At 59.9% G+C, this 16,804-nt stretch carries 16 protein-coding genes; 13 read left to right on the plus strand and 3 right to left on the minus strand.

The annotated features are described in order from the left end of the window. Nucleotides 1–171 precede the first annotated feature (171 nt). The 3 genes from aspT to ACIPZE_RS01845 all read right to left on the minus strand — a co-directional run bounded on the left by aspT (nucleotide 172) and on the right by ACIPZE_RS01845 (nucleotide 4,693). Entirely contained in the window at nucleotides 172–1,863 is a 1,692-nt protein-coding gene (gene aspT, locus ACIPZE_RS01835) for an aspartate-alanine antiporter (protein WP_400770856.1), read from the minus strand. Between the two features lie 24 nt (nucleotides 1,864–1,887). After that, complete coding sequence (locus ACIPZE_RS01840; RefSeq protein ID WP_400770858.1) at nucleotides 1,888–3,501, minus strand: mechanosensitive ion channel family protein; 1,614 nt, start codon at nucleotides 3,499–3,501, stop codon at nucleotides 1,888–1,890. Nucleotides 3,502–3,577: 76 nt separating this feature from the next. Continuing rightward, complete coding sequence (locus ACIPZE_RS01845) at nucleotides 3,578–4,693, minus strand: AI-2E family transporter (RefSeq protein WP_400770861.1); 1,116 nt, start codon at nucleotides 4,691–4,693, stop codon at nucleotides 3,578–3,580. 208 nt (nucleotides 4,694–4,901) lie between these two features. Here ACIPZE_RS01845 and ACIPZE_RS01850 point away from each other — a divergent pair, with 208 nt between their 5' ends. The 13 genes from ACIPZE_RS01850 to ACIPZE_RS01910 all read left to right on the plus strand — a co-directional run bounded on the left by ACIPZE_RS01850 (nucleotide 4,902) and on the right by ACIPZE_RS01910 (nucleotide 16,772). Further along, entirely contained in the window at nucleotides 4,902–6,179 is a 1,278-nt protein-coding gene (locus ACIPZE_RS01850) for an OmpP1/FadL family transporter (protein ID WP_400770863.1), read from the plus strand. Between the two features lie 261 nt (nucleotides 6,180–6,440). Continuing rightward, the gene (locus tag ACIPZE_RS01855) at nucleotides 6,441–6,722 is read left to right on the plus strand and encodes a hypothetical protein (RefSeq protein WP_400770866.1); all 282 of its coding nucleotides are present in this window, start codon (nucleotides 6,441–6,443) and stop codon (nucleotides 6,720–6,722) included. A 94-nt stretch (nucleotides 6,723–6,816) separates the two neighbouring features. Next, complete coding sequence (locus ACIPZE_RS01860; RefSeq protein WP_283436477.1) at nucleotides 6,817–7,500, plus strand: SDR family NAD(P)-dependent oxidoreductase; 684 nt, start codon at nucleotides 6,817–6,819, stop codon at nucleotides 7,498–7,500. Between the two features lie 48 nt (nucleotides 7,501–7,548). Further along, the gene (locus tag ACIPZE_RS01865; protein ID WP_400770869.1) at nucleotides 7,549–8,325 is read left to right on the plus strand and encodes a hypothetical protein; all 777 of its coding nucleotides are present in this window, start codon (nucleotides 7,549–7,551) and stop codon (nucleotides 8,323–8,325) included. 48 nt (nucleotides 8,326–8,373) lie between these two features. Beyond that, complete coding sequence (locus ACIPZE_RS01870) at nucleotides 8,374–8,607, plus strand: acyl carrier protein (RefSeq protein ID WP_283436479.1); 234 nt, start codon at nucleotides 8,374–8,376, stop codon at nucleotides 8,605–8,607. Nucleotides 8,608–8,741: 134 nt separating this feature from the next. Beyond that, nucleotides 8,742–9,602 (plus strand): hypothetical protein, encoded by an 861-nt coding sequence (locus ACIPZE_RS01875; RefSeq protein ID WP_400770872.1) that lies wholly within the window; start codon nucleotides 8,742–8,744, stop codon nucleotides 9,600–9,602. Beyond that, nucleotides 9,595–10,329: a hypothetical protein gene (locus tag ACIPZE_RS01880; RefSeq protein ID WP_283436481.1), complete on the plus strand. Its 735-nt coding sequence runs from the start codon at nucleotides 9,595–9,597 to the stop codon at nucleotides 10,327–10,329. The genes ACIPZE_RS01875 and ACIPZE_RS01880 overlap by 8 nt, the downstream gene beginning before the upstream one ends. Further along, a complete protein-coding gene (locus ACIPZE_RS01885; RefSeq protein ID WP_283436482.1) occupies nucleotides 10,326–11,504 on the plus strand; it encodes a beta-ketoacyl synthase in 1,179 nt (392 codons plus the stop codon). Before ACIPZE_RS01880 ends, ACIPZE_RS01885 begins: the two co-directional genes overlap by 4 nt. Then, nucleotides 11,501–13,252 (plus strand): carbamoyltransferase C-terminal domain-containing protein, encoded by a 1,752-nt coding sequence (locus tag ACIPZE_RS01890; RefSeq protein WP_283436483.1) that lies wholly within the window; start codon nucleotides 11,501–11,503, stop codon nucleotides 13,250–13,252. Before ACIPZE_RS01885 ends, ACIPZE_RS01890 begins: the two co-directional genes overlap by 4 nt. Beyond that, nucleotides 13,240–13,497: a phosphopantetheine-binding protein gene (locus tag ACIPZE_RS01895; protein ID WP_283436484.1), complete on the plus strand. Its 258-nt coding sequence runs from the start codon at nucleotides 13,240–13,242 to the stop codon at nucleotides 13,495–13,497. The genes ACIPZE_RS01890 and ACIPZE_RS01895 overlap by 13 nt, the downstream gene beginning before the upstream one ends. After that, on the plus strand, nucleotides 13,494–14,408 hold the full coding sequence (locus tag ACIPZE_RS01900) for a hypothetical protein (protein WP_283436485.1): 915 nt from the start codon (nucleotides 13,494–13,496) through the stop codon (nucleotides 14,406–14,408). Before ACIPZE_RS01895 ends, ACIPZE_RS01900 begins: the two co-directional genes overlap by 4 nt. Then, complete coding sequence (locus ACIPZE_RS01905) at nucleotides 14,392–15,792, plus strand: MATE family efflux transporter (RefSeq protein WP_283436486.1); 1,401 nt, start codon at nucleotides 14,392–14,394, stop codon at nucleotides 15,790–15,792. The genes ACIPZE_RS01900 and ACIPZE_RS01905 overlap by 17 nt, the downstream gene beginning before the upstream one ends. Further along, nucleotides 15,789–16,772 (plus strand): BtrH N-terminal domain-containing protein, encoded by a 984-nt coding sequence (locus tag ACIPZE_RS01910; RefSeq protein ID WP_400770877.1) that lies wholly within the window; start codon nucleotides 15,789–15,791, stop codon nucleotides 16,770–16,772. Before ACIPZE_RS01905 ends, ACIPZE_RS01910 begins: the two co-directional genes overlap by 4 nt. Nucleotides 16,773–16,804 lie beyond the last annotated feature (32 nt).

The following is a 16,804-nucleotide window of genomic DNA, read 5'->3' on the forward strand; positions in this document are numbered from 1 at the left end:
CGCAAAGGTATGCACCTGAAACCCTGGAGAACCTGTGCCAGTGGAGAACCTGTGGCGAGGAAGCTTGCTCCCGCTGGACTGCGCGGCAGGCCCAAGCTCTAAAACAGGGGCCGCTTCGCGGCCCAGCGGGAGCAAGCTCCCTCGCCACAGAGGTTGTTGTATTTCGATATCTCAGCCAGCGACGACGAAGATGATGATCGGCCCGCACACGGCCAGCAGGACGTTGGAAATCGCATAGCACACGGTGAAACCGATTACCGGGGTGTTACTCCCCGATTGTTCGATGATCTTGTTCATCGACGCCGCTTCGGTCTGTGCTCCGGCCAGCGCGCCAAACAGGATCATCGGATGCAAGCGCAGCACGTAGCGGCCGAAGTACAACGCCACCAACGGCGGCAAGATCGTCACCACCGCGCCGGACACCAACAGCGCCAGGCCCTGCTCCTTCATCGCGGCAAACGCTGCCGGCCCCGCCAATAAGCCGACCACCGCGCCGAATGCCGTCAAACCAAATTCGGAAAACGCCCATTGCGCGGCCGGTGGCAGCGCGCCGATTTCCGGGTGGCGCGAGTTGTACCAGCCGATCACCAGCGCCGCGACCAACACCCCGCCGCCAATGCCCAGCTCCACCGGTATCATGCCGATGTGCGTCGACAATAATCCCAGCAGCGAACCGAAAACCATGCCCAACGTGTGCATGGCGATATCACTCTTGTAGTTGTTTTTACGGATGCGCCCCAGACGTTTGGCCACCGCTTCAACGCTCGCGGTACGCCCGGTCAATGTCAACACGTCACCGCGACGCAGCACCGTGTTGGGCAGCAACGGCAGCTCGTAACCCTGCCGCGAAATGGTATTGACGAAACACCCCAGGCGCCCGTCGCTTGCCAGTCGGGTCTTGGCCTGGTGAATGGTTTTGCCGGCAAACTCCGCCGAGGTCAGCACGATGTCCACCTCACGCGTCGGAAAGGACAAGGATTCCGGATGGTCGATTTCCGGCCCGACCCAATGGCTCAACGTGCCGACCGCATCGCGCAAGGCATACACACCGACGACATCGCCGGCCATCAGCACAAAGGTTTCATCGCGCTCGATAACTTGCCCGGCGCGGACCACGCGCTCGACCGTCAACGAGTCATGCAGCTTTTCAAAATCGACGATGCGTTGGCCATCCGCCTGACCATTGCTTGCCACCTGATGCGCCCTGACGACAATGCGGGTATAGGGCACGGTGATCGCCTCTTCTTCCTTGGCGATACCCAATTCCAGCTCCAGCTCGCGGGCCGATTCACGCAGGTTCACCCCGAGCAGTTTCGGCGCGATGCTGCCGACAAACACGATCAGGCCGATGGTGCCGAACAGGTAGGTAATCGCATAGGCGATCGCCATGTGGCTGTTGAGTTGCACCTTGGCTGCCGCGTCGAGGCTCAATTGATTGATTGCACTGGTCGCGGTGCCCATGATCGCCGTGTCGGTCAGCGCGCCGGCGCCTAGCCCTGCGGTAAACCCGGCGTCGAAATCGAACACCGAATACATCAGCAGAATCGCTCCCAACGCGGTGCCACAGAGCACCACCGAGAGCAGCACCAGTTTCAGCGTGCCGCGATTCAGACTGCCGAAAAACTCCGGTCCGCTCTTGAAGCCGACGGCATAGATGAACATCACGAAGAACACCGACTTCAATCCCGCCGGGACTTCCAGGCCGATCTGGCCGATCAGCAGCCCCATCAATAACGCGCCGGCCACCGAGCCCAGATGAAAGCTGCCGATGTGAATGCGTCCGATGAAGACGCCCAGTGCGATCGCCAGGAACACCGCGATTTCCGGGTCAGTGCGTAGCGCGTGCAGAATGAAATCGAGCATGTCGCGGACTCCTTGCGGCGGCGGTCACTGGTCTTTCGGCGGTTGCGCGGGGGCGGTGTACCACTTGTCTTTCGGCACCCACTTCTCTTGCTGCGGATCGCCCAGGTAATGCGGCGACATGATCTGCACGCCGTACTCGTTGAACACGTCCTGAATGTTGGCGTGAAGCATGCTCAGCAGCACTGCACGCGGTCGCGGCTGGCTTGGAATCGCCTGCGCCACCAAGCGGTATTCGGGATAGAAATCCGATAACGCCGTCTGGAACACCTGCGCCGGCGGATCTTCGAGAACCCCCGGCGTGCGGTGCGCCGCCTCCAGCAACATCGCCTCGACCTGGCGCCACGGCGTGTCGTAACCGATGGTCACCACCGTATCGACCACGTAACCCGGGCCTTGCACGGTGCGCGAATAGTTTTTGGTGACGGTGCCGGTGATCATCGAATTGGGCAGCGTCAGCACTTCGCCCAACCCGGTGCGAATGCGCGTGGTGAACATGCCCAGCTCAGTCACGGTGCCCTCGTATTCGCCAATCTTGACGAACTCACCGGGGCGCAAAGTACGTGTGTAAGTCAGAATCAAACCGGCGGCGGCCTGCCCGACCACACTGGTCGCACCGAGAGAAATCATCAGGCCGATCAGCACCGACAGGCCCTTGAACGCATCGGTGCCCGCCCCCGGCAGATACGGATAGGCCATCGCCAGGGCAAACAGCCAGATCGCCAGCGCCGTCAGGCGTTGCGTCGGTTGCAGGGTTTCGTGGTTCAGCCAACTGAATGTGCCCGGCATCGCCATGCGCCGCAAAATCCGCCGGGTAAACGCCGTCACGCCACGGGCAATAAAGAAAATCGCCAGCGCCACGCCCAGCCCGGGAATCGCCCCGACAATGCCTTGCAGCAGATAGCCGGCCAGTTCGAACAGGTAGTTATTGAGGCTTTCGCCCCATGGCCGCGTGTAGGGAAATCGCGACAGGACGAAGCCGAGCCATTCATAGGTCAGCAGCAGGATCACCAGCCAGCGCAGCAATAACAGAAAACGGCTGACCAGCGGATAGAGGAAGTTGGAATCGATCAGTTGCACGCGCCCGACTTTCAGCGCCTGGGTGTGGCGATCCATCAGTGCCGGCAGTTTGGCCAGCAACTTGCGCCGCAGATACGCCAGGCACCAGAGCAAGCTCAAATAGATCAGCGTGGCCACGGCCGCCAGCGCCAGCGAGCGCACGATCATTTGCAGGTTGCGCGCTTCACGGGTTTCAGTGACCACCTGACGCAGTTTTTCCGCCGCGCCTTCGGCGGCCTGCTGCACTGAGGAGTATTCGAGGCTGTCGATATCCTTGGGCGCGACGATGAACGCACGCTTGTCACCGATCAGCACCATGTAGCTGTTCTGGATCGCATCCGTGGTGATATTCAGCGCCGCGTCTTCATCCAGCGCTTCGCTGATGACCATCTTCGCCCGCTTGACCCGTGACGCCGGCGCCTCGCCCAGAATGGTTGCGCGAAACAGCATGATGCTGCGATTGGCGACCTTCAATTCCACTGCTTCATCCGCAGGTTTTGTCGCCTCATCGGCAGCCCAGCCCAGTCCGCTCCAAAGCGCTGCGAACACCAACATCGATACCGCCAGCAGCCTGCTTCGCATGCGCCTTGTTCCTTACGCCCAAGTGTCAGAGAGGGATACGTAAGCCAGCGTAGTTGAGCGATGAACGGTTGTCAGATTACGGCAGGGTTTCTTCGTTGCCGTCATCCAGCACACGCTGGACCTCCGCCGGCTGATACACCCAGCCGATGAACAATTCGTAACCGACGGCGAGAATCACCGGGCCGGTGAACAAGCCGATGATCCCGCTGGTGACCATGCCACCGAGCGCACCGATCAACACCACCGGCATCGGCACCGCGACACCGCGCCCGAGCAGCATCGGTTTGAGGACGTTGTCGGAAAGCCCGGCAATGATGATCCAGACGGTGAAGATGATCGTGCCGGCACTGACGCCGTCCTGGGCGAACACATAGATCACCACGGGCACGGTAATCAGCAGAACCGGCAGTTGCATGATGCCCAGCAGCAGCACCATCAAAGCCAGAATGCCGGCGGCCGGAATGCCCATGATCACCAGCGCGACACCGATCAGCAGCATCTGGATAAACGCGATCCCCACCACGCCTTGCGCCACGGCGCGAATGGTCGAGGTGCACAGTTCGGCGATCTGCGGGCCACGCACGGGACCGGAAATCCGCGTGGTAATCGCCACCGCAGTGCGATGCCCGCGCTCACCATGGGTCATGATCACCCCGGCAACGATCAAGGCAATGACGAACACCACAATCCCGGCACCGACACCGGCGGCGTGATGCAGCAGCACCTTGCCCCAACTGGACAGATGCGGCGCCAGTTCCTTGAACGCCCAGCTCAGGTCTTGCGAGGCGTGTTGCCAGATACCGAACAGTGGCGCGCCAATCAGCGGCCAGTTCTCGACGCTGGCCGGTGGCGGCGGGATCTCGAACTGTTGCGCTTCCATGGTGTGCATGCCGACTTTCACCGAATCGGCAACGGACGCCCCGAGCAGGCTCAGCGGCACCATCAGAATCAGCAGCCCCAGCAACACCAGAACGATGGCGGCCCAACCGTAGCGATTGCCGAGCCTGGCGCCGAGTTTCTGATTGAGTGGATACAAGGTGATCGCCAGAATCAACGCCCACAGCATGACGTTGAGAAACGGATGGAAGATGTCGAAACAGAACAGCACCAGCGTGGTGATCAACCCGGCGCGAATCAGCACGTCCAGCAATGCTCTGGAGCTGTTGAAGGTGAGCAGCGGTTTTTCTTCCATAGCGGTTCTCCTGACCAGGACTGTTCACTCGATGCTGTTGATTGATCGACTGGCTGAGCCTAGAACACATCTGCGGTATCAGCGGCATTTCGTCCCTGTTGTCAGAACCGGACTCGCAGAGCTGTCTGCAACAAACCCGACCATTGACTGGTGTACTGGCCAAAGCACGTCTAAAACTGATGCAGGTCCATCTATAAGGAAGTTACGGATGAAATCCACGCATTCGCTGATCATTCTTGCCTTGGCTGGCAGCGCCGGCCAAGTGTCGGCAGGCGGCATTCAACTGTATGAAGCCGGACAGGAAGGCGCAGGACTGGCCAACGCCGGCTCGGCGGCGCTGGCCACCGACCCCAGCGTATTGATGAGCAACCCCGCCGGTATTGCTGCGCTCAAGGGCACGCAGATCAGCCTGACCGGGCAAGCGGTGCTCGGTGGTCTGGGCTTCGATCGTGACAGCGACAATGATTTTTCCGGCAACGAGGGCGGCAATCCGCTGCCGATACTGCCCGGCAGTAGTTTCTTCATCAGCCATGAGGTCAATGATCGCGCCAGCATCGGCTTCGGCCTGTACGGCAATTTCGGCCTGAGCGTGAAATACGACGACGATTGGGCCGGGCGTTATTTCACTCAGGAATCGACACTGATCGGCATCTCGATGCAGCCGACGTTCGCCTACAAGATCACTGACGACCTGTCGATGGGCATCGGCCCGCGCCTGGTCTACGGCTATTACTACACAAAACTGGCGGTCGACAACAACGCCTTCCTGCCGGGCACGCCGTTCCAGCAAGATGGCAACGTGCAATACAAGGACACCGACACCGGCGTGGGCATCAACCTCGGTCTGCGCTATCAGGTGGACCCGCGCACTACGCTCGGTTTCGCCTACACCAGCAAGGTCAAGCTTGAGTTCAAGGACTCACCCTCGGCCCACGGCATTCGCAATCCGCTGCTCAATCTGGCGCTGTCGCGGCTGGATGTCGACGAGCTGGAGATCGACATGAACATCCCCCAGAGCGCGACCCTGAGCATCGCCCATCAATTGAACGAGCAATGGACGCTGTTGAGTTCGGTGAACTGGCAGGACTGGAGCGATTTTGCCGACATCGGGGTGTCGGTGGATTCGGCAGCCGGTGACGTCTCCCGTTCGGTGGATCGCAAGTATCAGGACACCTGGCACCTGTCGATTGGTGCACAAAACCAGATCAGCCCAAAGCTGCGCTGGAACATGGGCATCGGCTATGACAGCTCCGCCGTCAAAGACAAGGACCGCACCGTCGACAATCCGATGAACGAGACCTGGCGGCTGGCGACAGGCATCAGCTACAAACTCGCCGAAGACACCGACCTCAACCTCAATTATACCCTGGTCTGGCTGGGCGACATGGATGTGCAGCAAAGTAAGCGTAATGGCCAGACGCTGTCGGGCAGCTACCCCAACAGTGCCCTGCACATCGTTGGCGGCGGCGTAACGTGGCGGTTTTGAGTCGGGTGCCATTTAGCGGATCGGGCAACGAGTAAAGTTCTTGAATGAATAACCAGGTGCAGTAGTCGTTATTTCACGTAAACATCAAAAACAATTAAACCTGTCAACCCGGCCATGTGCCGGGTTGACGGCTTTAAACCGTCCGGAAACTGACGAGTCAAAGGCGAAACTACTGGGTGTTTGTTGCTCGTTGCACTTGCAAGACTAGCCAAGACAGATACCACAATAAATTCCATGAATAATTGCCCATGCAATTAATTGATGCGGCTCGATCATTTGCGTCAGAAAAATAATTTCAAAAAAAACAAAAACCGAAATCCAGCTCTGACTTTCCAGTTATCTATCATCTGCTTGTTTTTAAAAGATATTTTACTTGATGGCAATTTAATAACCCTCGATTTCGATGAAATTATTTTGGATCCAACGCGCTTGACAGGCATTTTTCGACTGGGCATAGTCCCGGCGGCTGCAAAGATTGTAACGACTCATTGCAATGTTGGAAGTGCAGGCTTTACCCCCGAAAGCCAATGGGTAAAGCAGTAATTATCATCAACTGGATGTTGGTGAAGAGACTCTGAAACTTTGCAGTTTCAGCAGTGCAAGGGTTGCCTTTAGTTCTCTAAACGATGGCTTGAATATGAATAACAAGAATTTACTGGTGGTCGGTGCTTCCAGCGAAATTGGCTCAGCCATTGTTCGCCAGGCAGAACAAAACAACTATCAGGTTATAGGGACCCAACGGTCCGGATCGATGCCCGGATTGTTCATGGACGTCACCTCGGATGAGAGCGTGAAGTCGGCCATCCAGCAGGCGCTTGCCGATTTTGGCAGGATCGATGCGGTGATCTACGCGCCGGCGCTGTCCAGCGACGGTCTGATCCACGCACTCGACGATAACGCCTGGAGCAACGCATTCGACGTCAACCTCTTCGGCGCCGTGCGTGTGGCCCGCCACCTCATTCCCCACTTCATCAAAGCGCGTCAGGGCGTTTTCCAGTTCGTCTCCTCGACCGCCGCCGTACGCGGTGCGACCGGGGCTGCGCCCTACGCCTGTTCGAAGGCCGCGCTCAACGCACTGGCGGTGAACATTGCGCATGATTACGGCCGATTCAACATCCGCGCCTACACGGTCATGCCGGGTTATGTCGACGGCGGCATGCTGGCCGACCTGCCGGTTGAAAAAAAGACCCTGCTGGCCCGGGAACCGTCGCTCAAACGCCTCGCCACTCCGGATAACGTGGCGCACTTTTGCATCGCCACGCTCGACTCGCCGTACCTGACCGGAACCGCGTTGACGCTCGATGGCGGGTTGTCCGGCTGAGCCGCGACCACCGCAAGGAAATCTCTGTCACAAGGAAGGCAAGACACAATGACAACCATGGAAAAACCCCCGGCCGACGCGCCGCATACGCTATCCGGCAATGCCAGGTCAGCGGCGAATCAACTCTACCGGGAGCGCATCGTTTCGCGAGACGATCCGTCGTCCCTGCCCTGGCTCAGCCAGTTGCTCAAACACGGAATGCTCGAGCTGGATCACATCGACAACCCGATGTACCTGACGCTGCTGGAAGGCAACATGTCATCCAGCGCCTTCGAATCTTTCTTGCGCCCGTACTACTGGGGCTCGAGCCAGGGTTTCAACAAAAAGGTGCTGCCGGCGGCACTGAAAGCCCACAGCAATGAAAACTGGCGCGGCTACATCAAAAGCATCATCCGCGAAGAAAACACGCCGAGCTGCCACTCCACGATGTTCAGCAATTTTGTCCAGAGCCTGGGTTATGAAGTGGGTGACCGCCCGGAGACCGCTCAGCGCTTTGTCGACAAACTGATTGCCGGCTACAGCGCAACACTGGGATTCGCCCTGGGTTACGCGCTGGGTGTGGAAACCGAAGCGGACTTTCAGATTGCGGTGATCCACAGCGCATTGCTCAAGCAATTCCCCAACGTCATCGCCCGTGATGAGTTTTTCACCATTCACATGGACGAGAGCGGGGAAGAAGCTCACGCCAAGGCCACCTGCGAATCCATCGAAGCGCTGATCGCCGACGGCACGATCGAGGCCAGTCAGGTCCGCGATGGCTTTAACGCGGCGGTGCTCGATACCCGTGACTTCGTCTGTGACATCCACGCTGAACTGACGCACTGACGCCCCCTCCTCCCGCTTATCCGATAAACACAAAAAGAGAGCCAGACCATGCCTGTTGATAGCCGTTTAGCAGAAATCCTCAGAACCGTTGCCGAACTGGATGCCAATCACCCCCTCGAGCTGACGCAGGAACTGCAGGCGCTGGGAATCGATTCGTTGAAGTTGATCGACGTGGTGATGTCCGTCGAGCGCGAGTTCGGCACCGAACTGGATGAAGATGCCCTGGTGCGCGCGCGGACGGTGGGCGAACTCTGGCAGGAAATCGAGGGTGCCAGCGCCTGAGTCATTCGTCTTCGGCTGCGCAATGCGCGCTGGCCATACAAGGACCGTAGAAGGCATCACCCGGCGCTGATCCCGCCGTGCTGATGCCCTCTCCAATCGAAATGCACGCACGCATTTCACGCTCGGAGCACCCCATGAATCCAGCGACTCTCGAGTTTTCCATCGAGCGCTACGCCGTCTATCCGTCGACCCCGTCAACCTCGGCAGAAGCCGATCTGCTGCCGGATGACTTCAACGAATGGGTGGACGCCAAAGGCGACCGTTTCCGCGATACGTTCAGCCGGATCTGTTTTTATCTGGCCGAACGCTACGTGAGCCCTGTCGACAACAGCCGCGAAGAAACCGTTATCGTCGGCACCGAATACGGCAATCTGCAAGCCATGCTGCGTTTCCAGCGCCAGGCCAAAGCCGATCACAAGGCCCTGTCGGCCCAGCAGTTTCCGTACGCGACCACCAGTTCTGCATCGACCTTCATCAATATCAGCCGGCACATCGGCGGCGGCAACGCAACGCTCAATGCCGGTGCGCAGACCCCGGCGCTGGCGTTATTGCATGCTTTGCTCCATGTGCACAGTCATCCGCGCGCCCGCAGCCACGTGTTCGTCGGCGATACCTATTGCGACGAAGCGCGAGACGACATTCGCAAACAGGCTCCCGCGGCCCGCAGCTCTTCAGGTATCTGCTATCTGGCGCTCACCGAAGGGCGCCAGTTCAGTGCCCGGGTCAGTTTTGAGTCGACGGCAGAACGTGCCTTGAAAAGCATCGCCACGGATGCCCGCGTTTACCTCGACAGCGGCAGTCGTGCGCAACTGGCTGCGCAGTGTCCGCCAGACGATAACGACCAAGGCTTTGCCGCTGATGAACACAATCGGGCTTTCGTGTTCGCGGCATTCCTCCAGGGTGCCCTGGCCCTCAAGCCCGGTCAGCGTACGGCGCTGTTACTGGCCGACGCGGACAGCGCCAGCAGCATCGAGATTGCGCGCCATCATGAATAGCCGCCGAAGTGCAGTGTTCGACCCTAGCCTTGAGGTGTTCAAGGTGCATTTCGACAATGACCCGATCGTGCCCGGCCTGTTGCTGGTGCTCAACGAGCTGCAACAGCGCTCCGCGCCAACCGATGCCAGCACCCGCGTCGAGCGGTTGCTGTTCAAGGCTTTTGTGCGTCCGGGCCAGACCGTCACTTATGTCAACGAAGCGGCGCAAACCCGCATCGATAACGAGTCCGGTATGTGCTGCTCGTTTGCATCCAGCATCGCTGGCGCTCTCGACGCACCTGAGTACATCGGGCAACCGTGTCTGAACCCAGTGCATGTCAGCCCCACGCGTGAGCCGCAGTACTGGTTTTTGCCGGAACAGGTCAACGTCAACGAAGACGGCAGCCACGCCAGCACCTGCATCGACCTTGCACAGGTGATCGCGCAGCACGGTTACCTCGCACAGATCGTTGATCCGGCCTTGCTGGTTGTCAGCGAAGCCCTGGGCAATCTGGCACTGGTCCTGCAACAACGCCACGCCGCTGGTACCCCGGCGAGTTATGTCTTCGCCAGATTCGACGCGCTGGAGATTGCCCTGAACCGTACAACCAGCGCTGCGCCCCTGCATTTACACACCCGCGTGCGACATTTCGGCTCGTTCCTCGCGTGGGACGCCTGCGCCTGGGATGCACAGGGCGTGCGGCTGGTGGTGCACAACGCTATTTCCGTGAAAAGGAAAACCCCTTGAACACAATCCATGTTTCCGGACTTGGGGCGGTCACGCCCATTGGCCTCGACGTCGACCATTTCTGGCAGGCATTGCTCCAGCGCCAGGCAAATTTCAGCGGCCAGGATCCGGTGTATCCGGGGATGAAACCGGGCTTCATGGCCGCGCGGATCGACGACGCCCACAAGGCGTTGCTCAAGCAGCGCGCGCCGCAGATCACCGGCCCCGATGTTCCTGATTCCTCGCTCTACGCCGTGGATGCCGCGATGCAGGCGATCAATGATGCCGGTCTGCCTGTCGGCTGCGCTGCACTGCGCAATGCGCTGGTGTGCGTTGGCAACAACGAAGCCGAAGCCGACATCCTCGACCTCAGCGTTGAGGGCAACGATGAGGCCTGGCGCAACAACACCTACTCCAGCCATGCGATTGCCCGCAATGTCGCGCGCGCCATTGGTTCGCAAGGCCCGGCATTGTGCTTTCACAACACCTGCGCCTCGACGAATGTAGCGCTGGAATTTGCCTTGCGCATGCTCCGCTCCGGGGCTGTCGACACGGCGGTTGTCGGTGGTGGCGATGCTTTTTCGAAAAAGGTCTGGTCGGGCTTCTACACCCTCAACGCGCTGGGCGAGCAACCGTGCAAACCGTTCTCGCGCGATCGGCGCTCGATCACCATCAGCGAAGGCGGAGCCTTTTTGGTCCTGCAACGTGCCGACGCTGTCGTCGCCACGCCTTACGCCGAACTTCTCGCCGTGGCCAGCAACAATGACGCCGCGCACCCGACCAATCCCGACCTGACCGGCGTTGCGGCCTGCCACCAGCGAGTACTGGAACAGGCAGGCCTGCAAGCCAGCGACATCTGCGCAATTTATGCCCATGGCACCGGCACCAAGGCCAACGACCTGACCGAAAGCACCATTTTCAACCGCACTTATGCCTCGGCAGCGGTAACGGCCATAAAAGGCACGGTCGGCCACATGATGGCAACGGCCGGCGCGATTGGTGCGGTCGCCAGTTGCCTGTCGCTGCGCAATCAATGGCTGCCGCCGACGCGGATTGACCCGGACAGCCTGGAATATGAGATCGACCTGGTAACCCAGCCGGGTGGCGTGTCGCGTGCGCTGCGTTACGTGCAGAACAACTCCTTCGGTTTTGGCGGCAACAACGCCATCTCAATCTTCAAGGCCATCGAACAATGATCATTCTTGGTATCAGCGGCTTACCCAACGCGCAAAGGGCCCGCCACGAGCGCTGTCCACAGGCCCTGGAAATCGATGAACGCATTTGCCAGGGCCTGGACAGCGCCGCCTGTCTTTTGGTCGACGGCAAAATAATTGCTGCTGCCGCCGAAGAGCGCTTCACTGGCGTCAAAGGCACCGGTGAACTGCCGGTCAATGCCATCGAATACTGCTTGCAGGTCGCACAGTTGCAGCCCAGCGATGTGCAGGTCATCGCGCACGGTTTTGACTACGATCGTTACCGGCGTTTTTTCCCTCAAGCGGGCGAATCGTTTGACCAGGTCTACAGCGGCAAAGCAATTATCGAGGGCCTCGAGCAAGCCGGCTGGAAAGATGTCGGCGCACGCTTCAAGGCCGTCGAGCACCACGTCGCCCACGCCGCTTCGGCCTATTTCGCCAGCGGTTTTGAGCGTGCGTTGTGTGTCGTTTCCGACGGCATGGGTGAAGTCGAGTCGTTGACGGTGTTCCAGGCTCAAGGGCGCACCCTGAAGAAATTGCATGGCCAACCGATCAAGACCTCGTTGGGCTTGCTCTACTCCATCTGCACGCGCTTTCTCGGTTTTGCCTTCAACAGTGACGAATACAAAGTGATGGGGCTGGCCGCTTATGGCAACGGCGCAGCCTACAGCGAAGCCTTCAATGAGCTGGCGCGGTTCGATCCGGCCACTGGCTCGATCAATATCCACTGGCCCGCCAACACCTTGACCGACGCAGAGGAAGGTTACCCGGCGGCGATGGAGTTTCTTCAGCGCACGTTCGGCATTCCTGCGCGGGCGGCGGAAGACGAACTTACCGATGTGCACGGCGACTTCGCTGCCGCATTGCAGGCAAAATTCGCCTCACTGCTGCAAGCGCTTGTCGCTCATTGGCTGGAGCGCACCGGTGAAACGGCGGTGTGCCTGGCGGGCGGCTCTTTCCTCAACTGCAAGGCCAATGAGGCGCTGTGCAACTTGCCCGCTGTCGAGCAGGCGTTCGTGCAGCCGGCAGCCGGCGACGACGGCACCGCGATGGGCGCCGCGCTCTATCACGCGGCGCAAGCGGGCGAGCCGCGCATCGACGGTTTTTCACCTTATCTGGGGCCGCAATACAGCGTTGAATGCATACGCGAGCATTTGCACGAGGCGGCGGCAGATGGCGGCCTGCAATGGCGTTATGTCGGCCTCACCGATGAATATTTCACTCAGGCCGCCCGCGATCTGGCGGACGACAAGATCATTGCCTGGTTCCACGGGCGCATGGAATTCGGCCCGCGCGCGCTGGGGAATCGTTCGATCCTCGGCCGTGCGAACGGGCAAGCGATCAAGGCCCGTATCAACGGTCTGGTGAAGTTCAGAGAACCCTTTCGCCCCTTTGCCCCGGCCGTGCTGGATATCGATTGCGATCGCCTGTTCGAATCGAAAAAACTCCAGCCCACCCGCTACATGCTGTGTACCGCGCGCGTGCGCGAAGAAACCATGGACGCGGTCAGCGGTGTCGCCCACGCCGACGCCAGTGCGCGGATCCAGGTGGTCAGCCGGGACGTCAACGAGAATTTCTGGCGCCTGTTGACCGAGGTGCGCAAGGTCTGTGGTTTCGGTTGTTCGATCAACACCTCGTTCAACGTCAAGGGGCAACCGCTGATCATGGCACCGGATGTCGCCCTCGCCACGTTCCGCAGCATCGCCCTCGACACGCTTTACATGGAAGGATTTATCGTATGGAAACCTTGATTGACGCTGATCTGGCCCAAGTGGTCGATGAAGTGCTGCAAACACTCGCCAGCGCCAAACGGGTCAGCCCGGATGCGCCGCTGGAGCAGATCGTGTTCGACTCGCTGGATCAGATGCGCCTGCTGGTAGCGATCGAAGATCGCCTGCAATTTGTCTTTGACGATGCGGCGCTGCAGCCGTTTTGCCTGGACAGCCGCGAAGCGCTGGTCAACAGCGTGGCCGCCATGATGAATCAACAGGGATGAACACCATGTTTGCGCTGCAAGACTTGCAGGCTCGTCGCCTGCTCTCGGTGGTCGTTTCGGGCAACGGCCTGATCGGCTATCGCTTTTGCGACACGCTGCTCCAGGCCTATGAAGCATTGGATCAAGCGCTGCAACAGAGCATGGCGCGGCATATCCGCGCCACGGCCCATTCGTGCACCACGCTGATTGAACGCCAGACCCTGGAAAAAATCGGCTTCTTCAACAAACTGCCGTGCATTCCCATGACGGCCAGTCCGCACGCATGCAGCGATCACCAGCACAAGGCTGGCGACGGCGACTGGGTGCTCAGCCCCTCTACCTGCTACCACACGTTTGCGCATTTGGCCGGCAGCACCGAACGCTGGGACCTCAAGTGTTTTACCGCGCTGGGCCACTGCCACCGCTACGAGCCGGTTCTCGACGAAGCCACGCGGCTGGGCAGTTTTACCATGCGTGAGTTTGTGCTGCTGGGTAGCCAGGCGCAGGTCGAACACATGTGCCAGGTGCTGTTTGACAGTGGCGTGGAACTGATTAAACGCTTGGTGCCGTCGACCTTTGTCGAGCGCGCCAGCGATGTATTTTATGGGGAAACCGCCGAGGTCACGCGCAAAGTGCAACTGGCCATGGGGGTGAAACTGGAAGTGCTGATTCCGTGGCCCGAGCGCAAGGTCAGCGTCGGTTCACGCAACTTGCATCGGGACCTCTTCACGCAAGCTTTCAAGATCGGCCCGCAAGCACCTGAACCGCTGATGCATTCGGCGTGCGTGGCCTTTGGCATGGAGCGTCTGTTGCTGTCATTGCTTGCGCAAATCGGTGAACCCGAAGCATTGCTCGCGCATCTGCAGGACGTCCTCGGGGATCAACCGGCCAGCCGCCACGCCAGGGAGTCTGAACATGCAGCCCTGGTTTGACACCGGCGTCGCAAAACGCATTGCCGTGGTGTCGTTCCCGTTGATGGGCACCATGGTCGGCAACCTGTTGATGATGCTGGTCGATCGCCTGTGCCTGGCGCACTACTCGCAAGATACCCTGGCAGCGTCGGGGCCGGCGGTGTTCACCAGCATGGCGATCATTGCGTTTTTCTGCAGTACCGTCGGCGTTTCGCGTTCGTTTATCGCGCAGGCCAATGGGCGTTCCGGCCTCAGTGAGGCCAGGCATGAGGCCGCATTGGGATTGTTCATCGGACTGGCGTGCGGCGTGCTGCTGTTCATCGGCGCGCCGCTGATGGCGATGATCCCGCAACTCAGCTCGCGTCCCGAGCAGATTGTCAGCCTCGAATCGCAGTACATGTTCTGGGCGGCGATGTTCGGCGGCGTCATGGCGATCAACACGGCGCTGTCATCATTTTTCAACGGCGTGGGACGCACCCGCGAAACGCTGCTGGTCGGCATCGTCGGGCAAGTGGTCGATTCGGTGTTTACCGTCGGCCTGGTGTTCGGCAAGTTCGGCCTGCCGGAAATGGGCATGGCTGGCGCGGCGATCGGCACTTTGATCGGTACGCTGTCGATGCTTGCGTGCTACGCGGTCATGCTGCCCGGCGAAGTCTGGCGCGAGCTCCTGAACATCTTCCTCGCCCGCAGTGAACGCCTGCTCTCGCGCTTGCTGTTTCGCTTGCGTCGGGGCGTGCCCAGCGGTTTGTCCGCTGGCGTCGATCAGTTGGGCAATACCGCGTTCATCTGGATCATTGCGGTGCTGGGCTCGAGTGCCCTGGCGGCAAACAACGTCAATCTGACGATCAATTACCTCGGCATCATTCCGATCATCGGCCTGGGAATCGGCTGCAGCATTCTCTGCGCGACCGCTGCGGGCAAACAACAATACGCCGAACTGGCCACCATCCTGCGGGTCACGGTGATCATCGAACTGGCTTACGTGCTGCTGGTCTCGACGGTGCAGATCACTATGCCGCAGGTGCTGCTCAAGGCCTTCGGTGACTTGGGACACAACCCGCAAACGCTGGCGTTGGCGATCGATACCCAGCGCGTCTTATGGACGTTTTCCGGGGCCTTCGTGTTTTCCATGACCGGTGCGGCCGTGCTCGAAAGCATCGGCATGGCGCGGTTTTCGCTGATCGTGCGGCTGGTGCTGATGTGGTTCATGAGCATCCCGTTGATCTACTACTTCGCTATGAACAACCGTGATGCGCCGTCGACGCTGGTGACGTGCTGGATCATCGGTTCGGTGTTCGAGTTTGCCATCGGCGGGATTTATTTCTGGCGGATCGCCAAGGCCGTTCGCGGTGCTGAAAACCGTTTGCACAACGATCATCAAACCGTCACGGAAGGTGCCGCATGAACCTCGATGAAGTCGTGCGTTTCGCACCGCTGGCCATCAACTGCTTCACCGGCAGCCTGGCACAACTGTACGCACGCAATGGCGCGCCGATTGATGAGGCGCAGCTGCTCGAAGCCGGTGACGGCTACCTGTACCGCGCCGGTCTCGATGAGTGGGGAATGCCCGAATACACCTTCGCCGTCGAAGAAGTCGGCCTGCTCGCCTGCCAGGCGCTGGGCGCCGATGTGCAGCGTTTGCCGTTCGCTGCGGATTGGCTGGAGCAACTGCGCACATTGCTGCAAACGCATCCCGGCGTCGTCGTCTGGGTCAACTCTGCCCACCTCGATTACGCGCCGGTCTACCGGAGCAAACCGGGTTATTTGCACGCGGTACTGGTCACCGGCATTCATGAGAGCGCCAGCCACGTGAAAATCTTCGACTCGCTGATCGTCGATCGCGAGCCGCACGGTTGTGAGGCATGGTTGTCGATCGAGGCATTCGCCACGGCCATTTGCGACCGTGTACGCACCGAAACCTACGATCACATGGGCCACTTCGTGGTGATGCGCCCTGCCCTGCAACCGGTCGCCTTCGATGTCCGTGAAAATCTCCTCCGCCAAGCCCGCAGCTATCGCGTGAACAAGCGCCATCGAGACGCTTTGCAGGTGTATCGCGAACTGTGCCTGGGGCGCTTTCGCGGCCCGGCCCAACCGGCGGCCATCGCGGCGCGGCGGTTGTTCGACCACATTGTGGTGCTGTACGTCATTCCAGGCCTCAGTTTGCTCGGGCAGTCATTGCAACGCGCCGGATGTGACGCGCGGTTGCAGGACATGAGCCAGACGCTGACCGATCATTGGCGGGCGTTGTCGCTGCTGGCGCTGAAATTCGAGGCGACTCACTCGCCACAGGTACTGGCGCGCCTGGAGCAACGTTTTGCGCTGATCGAGGCGCTGACATCGACGCTCTGGCTGGAGCTGCACCAGGCACTGCAAGACGCCTGACGGGCGCTGCGAACCAACGGTTAATTGACTGA

The sequence above is a fragment of the Pseudomonas sp. NPDC089741 genome (assembly GCF_044748825.1).
In the GTDB taxonomy this organism is placed as follows: Bacteria; Pseudomonadota; Gammaproteobacteria; order Pseudomonadales; family Pseudomonadaceae; genus Aquipseudomonas; species Aquipseudomonas helmanticensis.

Bases quoted from the DNA above. Each gene is read 5' to 3' on its own strand.
- ACIPZE_RS01905 (WP_283436486.1), top strand. From the start codon at position 14,392: ATGCAGCCCTGGTTTGACACCGGCGTCGCAAAACGCATTGCCGTGGTG.
- ACIPZE_RS01895 (WP_283436484.1), top strand. From the start codon at position 13,240: ATGGAAACCTTGATTGACGCTGATCTGGCCCAAGTGGTCGATGAAGTG.
- ACIPZE_RS01850 (WP_400770863.1), top strand. From the start codon at position 4,902: ATGAAATCCACGCATTCGCTGATCATTCTTGCCTTGGCTGGCAGCGCC.
- ACIPZE_RS01865 (WP_400770869.1), top strand. From the start codon at position 7,549: ATGACAACCATGGAAAAACCCCCGGCCGACGCGCCGCATACGCTATCC.
- aspT (WP_400770856.1), bottom strand. From the start codon at position 1,863: ATGCTCGATTTCATTCTGCACGCGCTACGCACTGACCCGGAAATCGCG.
- ACIPZE_RS01910 (WP_400770877.1), top strand. From the start codon at position 15,789: ATGAACCTCGATGAAGTCGTGCGTTTCGCACCGCTGGCCATCAACTGC.
- ACIPZE_RS01875 (WP_400770872.1), top strand. From the start codon at position 8,742: ATGAATCCAGCGACTCTCGAGTTTTCCATCGAGCGCTACGCCGTCTAT.
- ACIPZE_RS01890 (WP_283436483.1), top strand. From the start codon at position 11,501: ATGATCATTCTTGGTATCAGCGGCTTACCCAACGCGCAAAGGGCCCGC.
- ACIPZE_RS01855 (WP_400770866.1), top strand. From the start codon at position 6,441: ATGCGGCTCGATCATTTGCGTCAGAAAAATAATTTCAAAAAAAACAAA.
- ACIPZE_RS01880 (WP_283436481.1), top strand. From the start codon at position 9,595: ATGAATAGCCGCCGAAGTGCAGTGTTCGACCCTAGCCTTGAGGTGTTC.
- ACIPZE_RS01900 (WP_283436485.1), top strand. From the start codon at position 13,494: ATGAACACCATGTTTGCGCTGCAAGACTTGCAGGCTCGTCGCCTGCTC.
- ACIPZE_RS01840 (WP_400770858.1), bottom strand. From the start codon at position 3,501: ATGCGAAGCAGGCTGCTGGCGGTATCGATGTTGGTGTTCGCAGCGCTT.
- ACIPZE_RS01845 (WP_400770861.1), bottom strand. From the start codon at position 4,693: ATGGAAGAAAAACCGCTGCTCACCTTCAACAGCTCCAGAGCATTGCTG.
- ACIPZE_RS01860 (WP_283436477.1), top strand. From the start codon at position 6,817: ATGAATAACAAGAATTTACTGGTGGTCGGTGCTTCCAGCGAAATTGGC.
- ACIPZE_RS01870 (WP_283436479.1), top strand. From the start codon at position 8,374: ATGCCTGTTGATAGCCGTTTAGCAGAAATCCTCAGAACCGTTGCCGAA.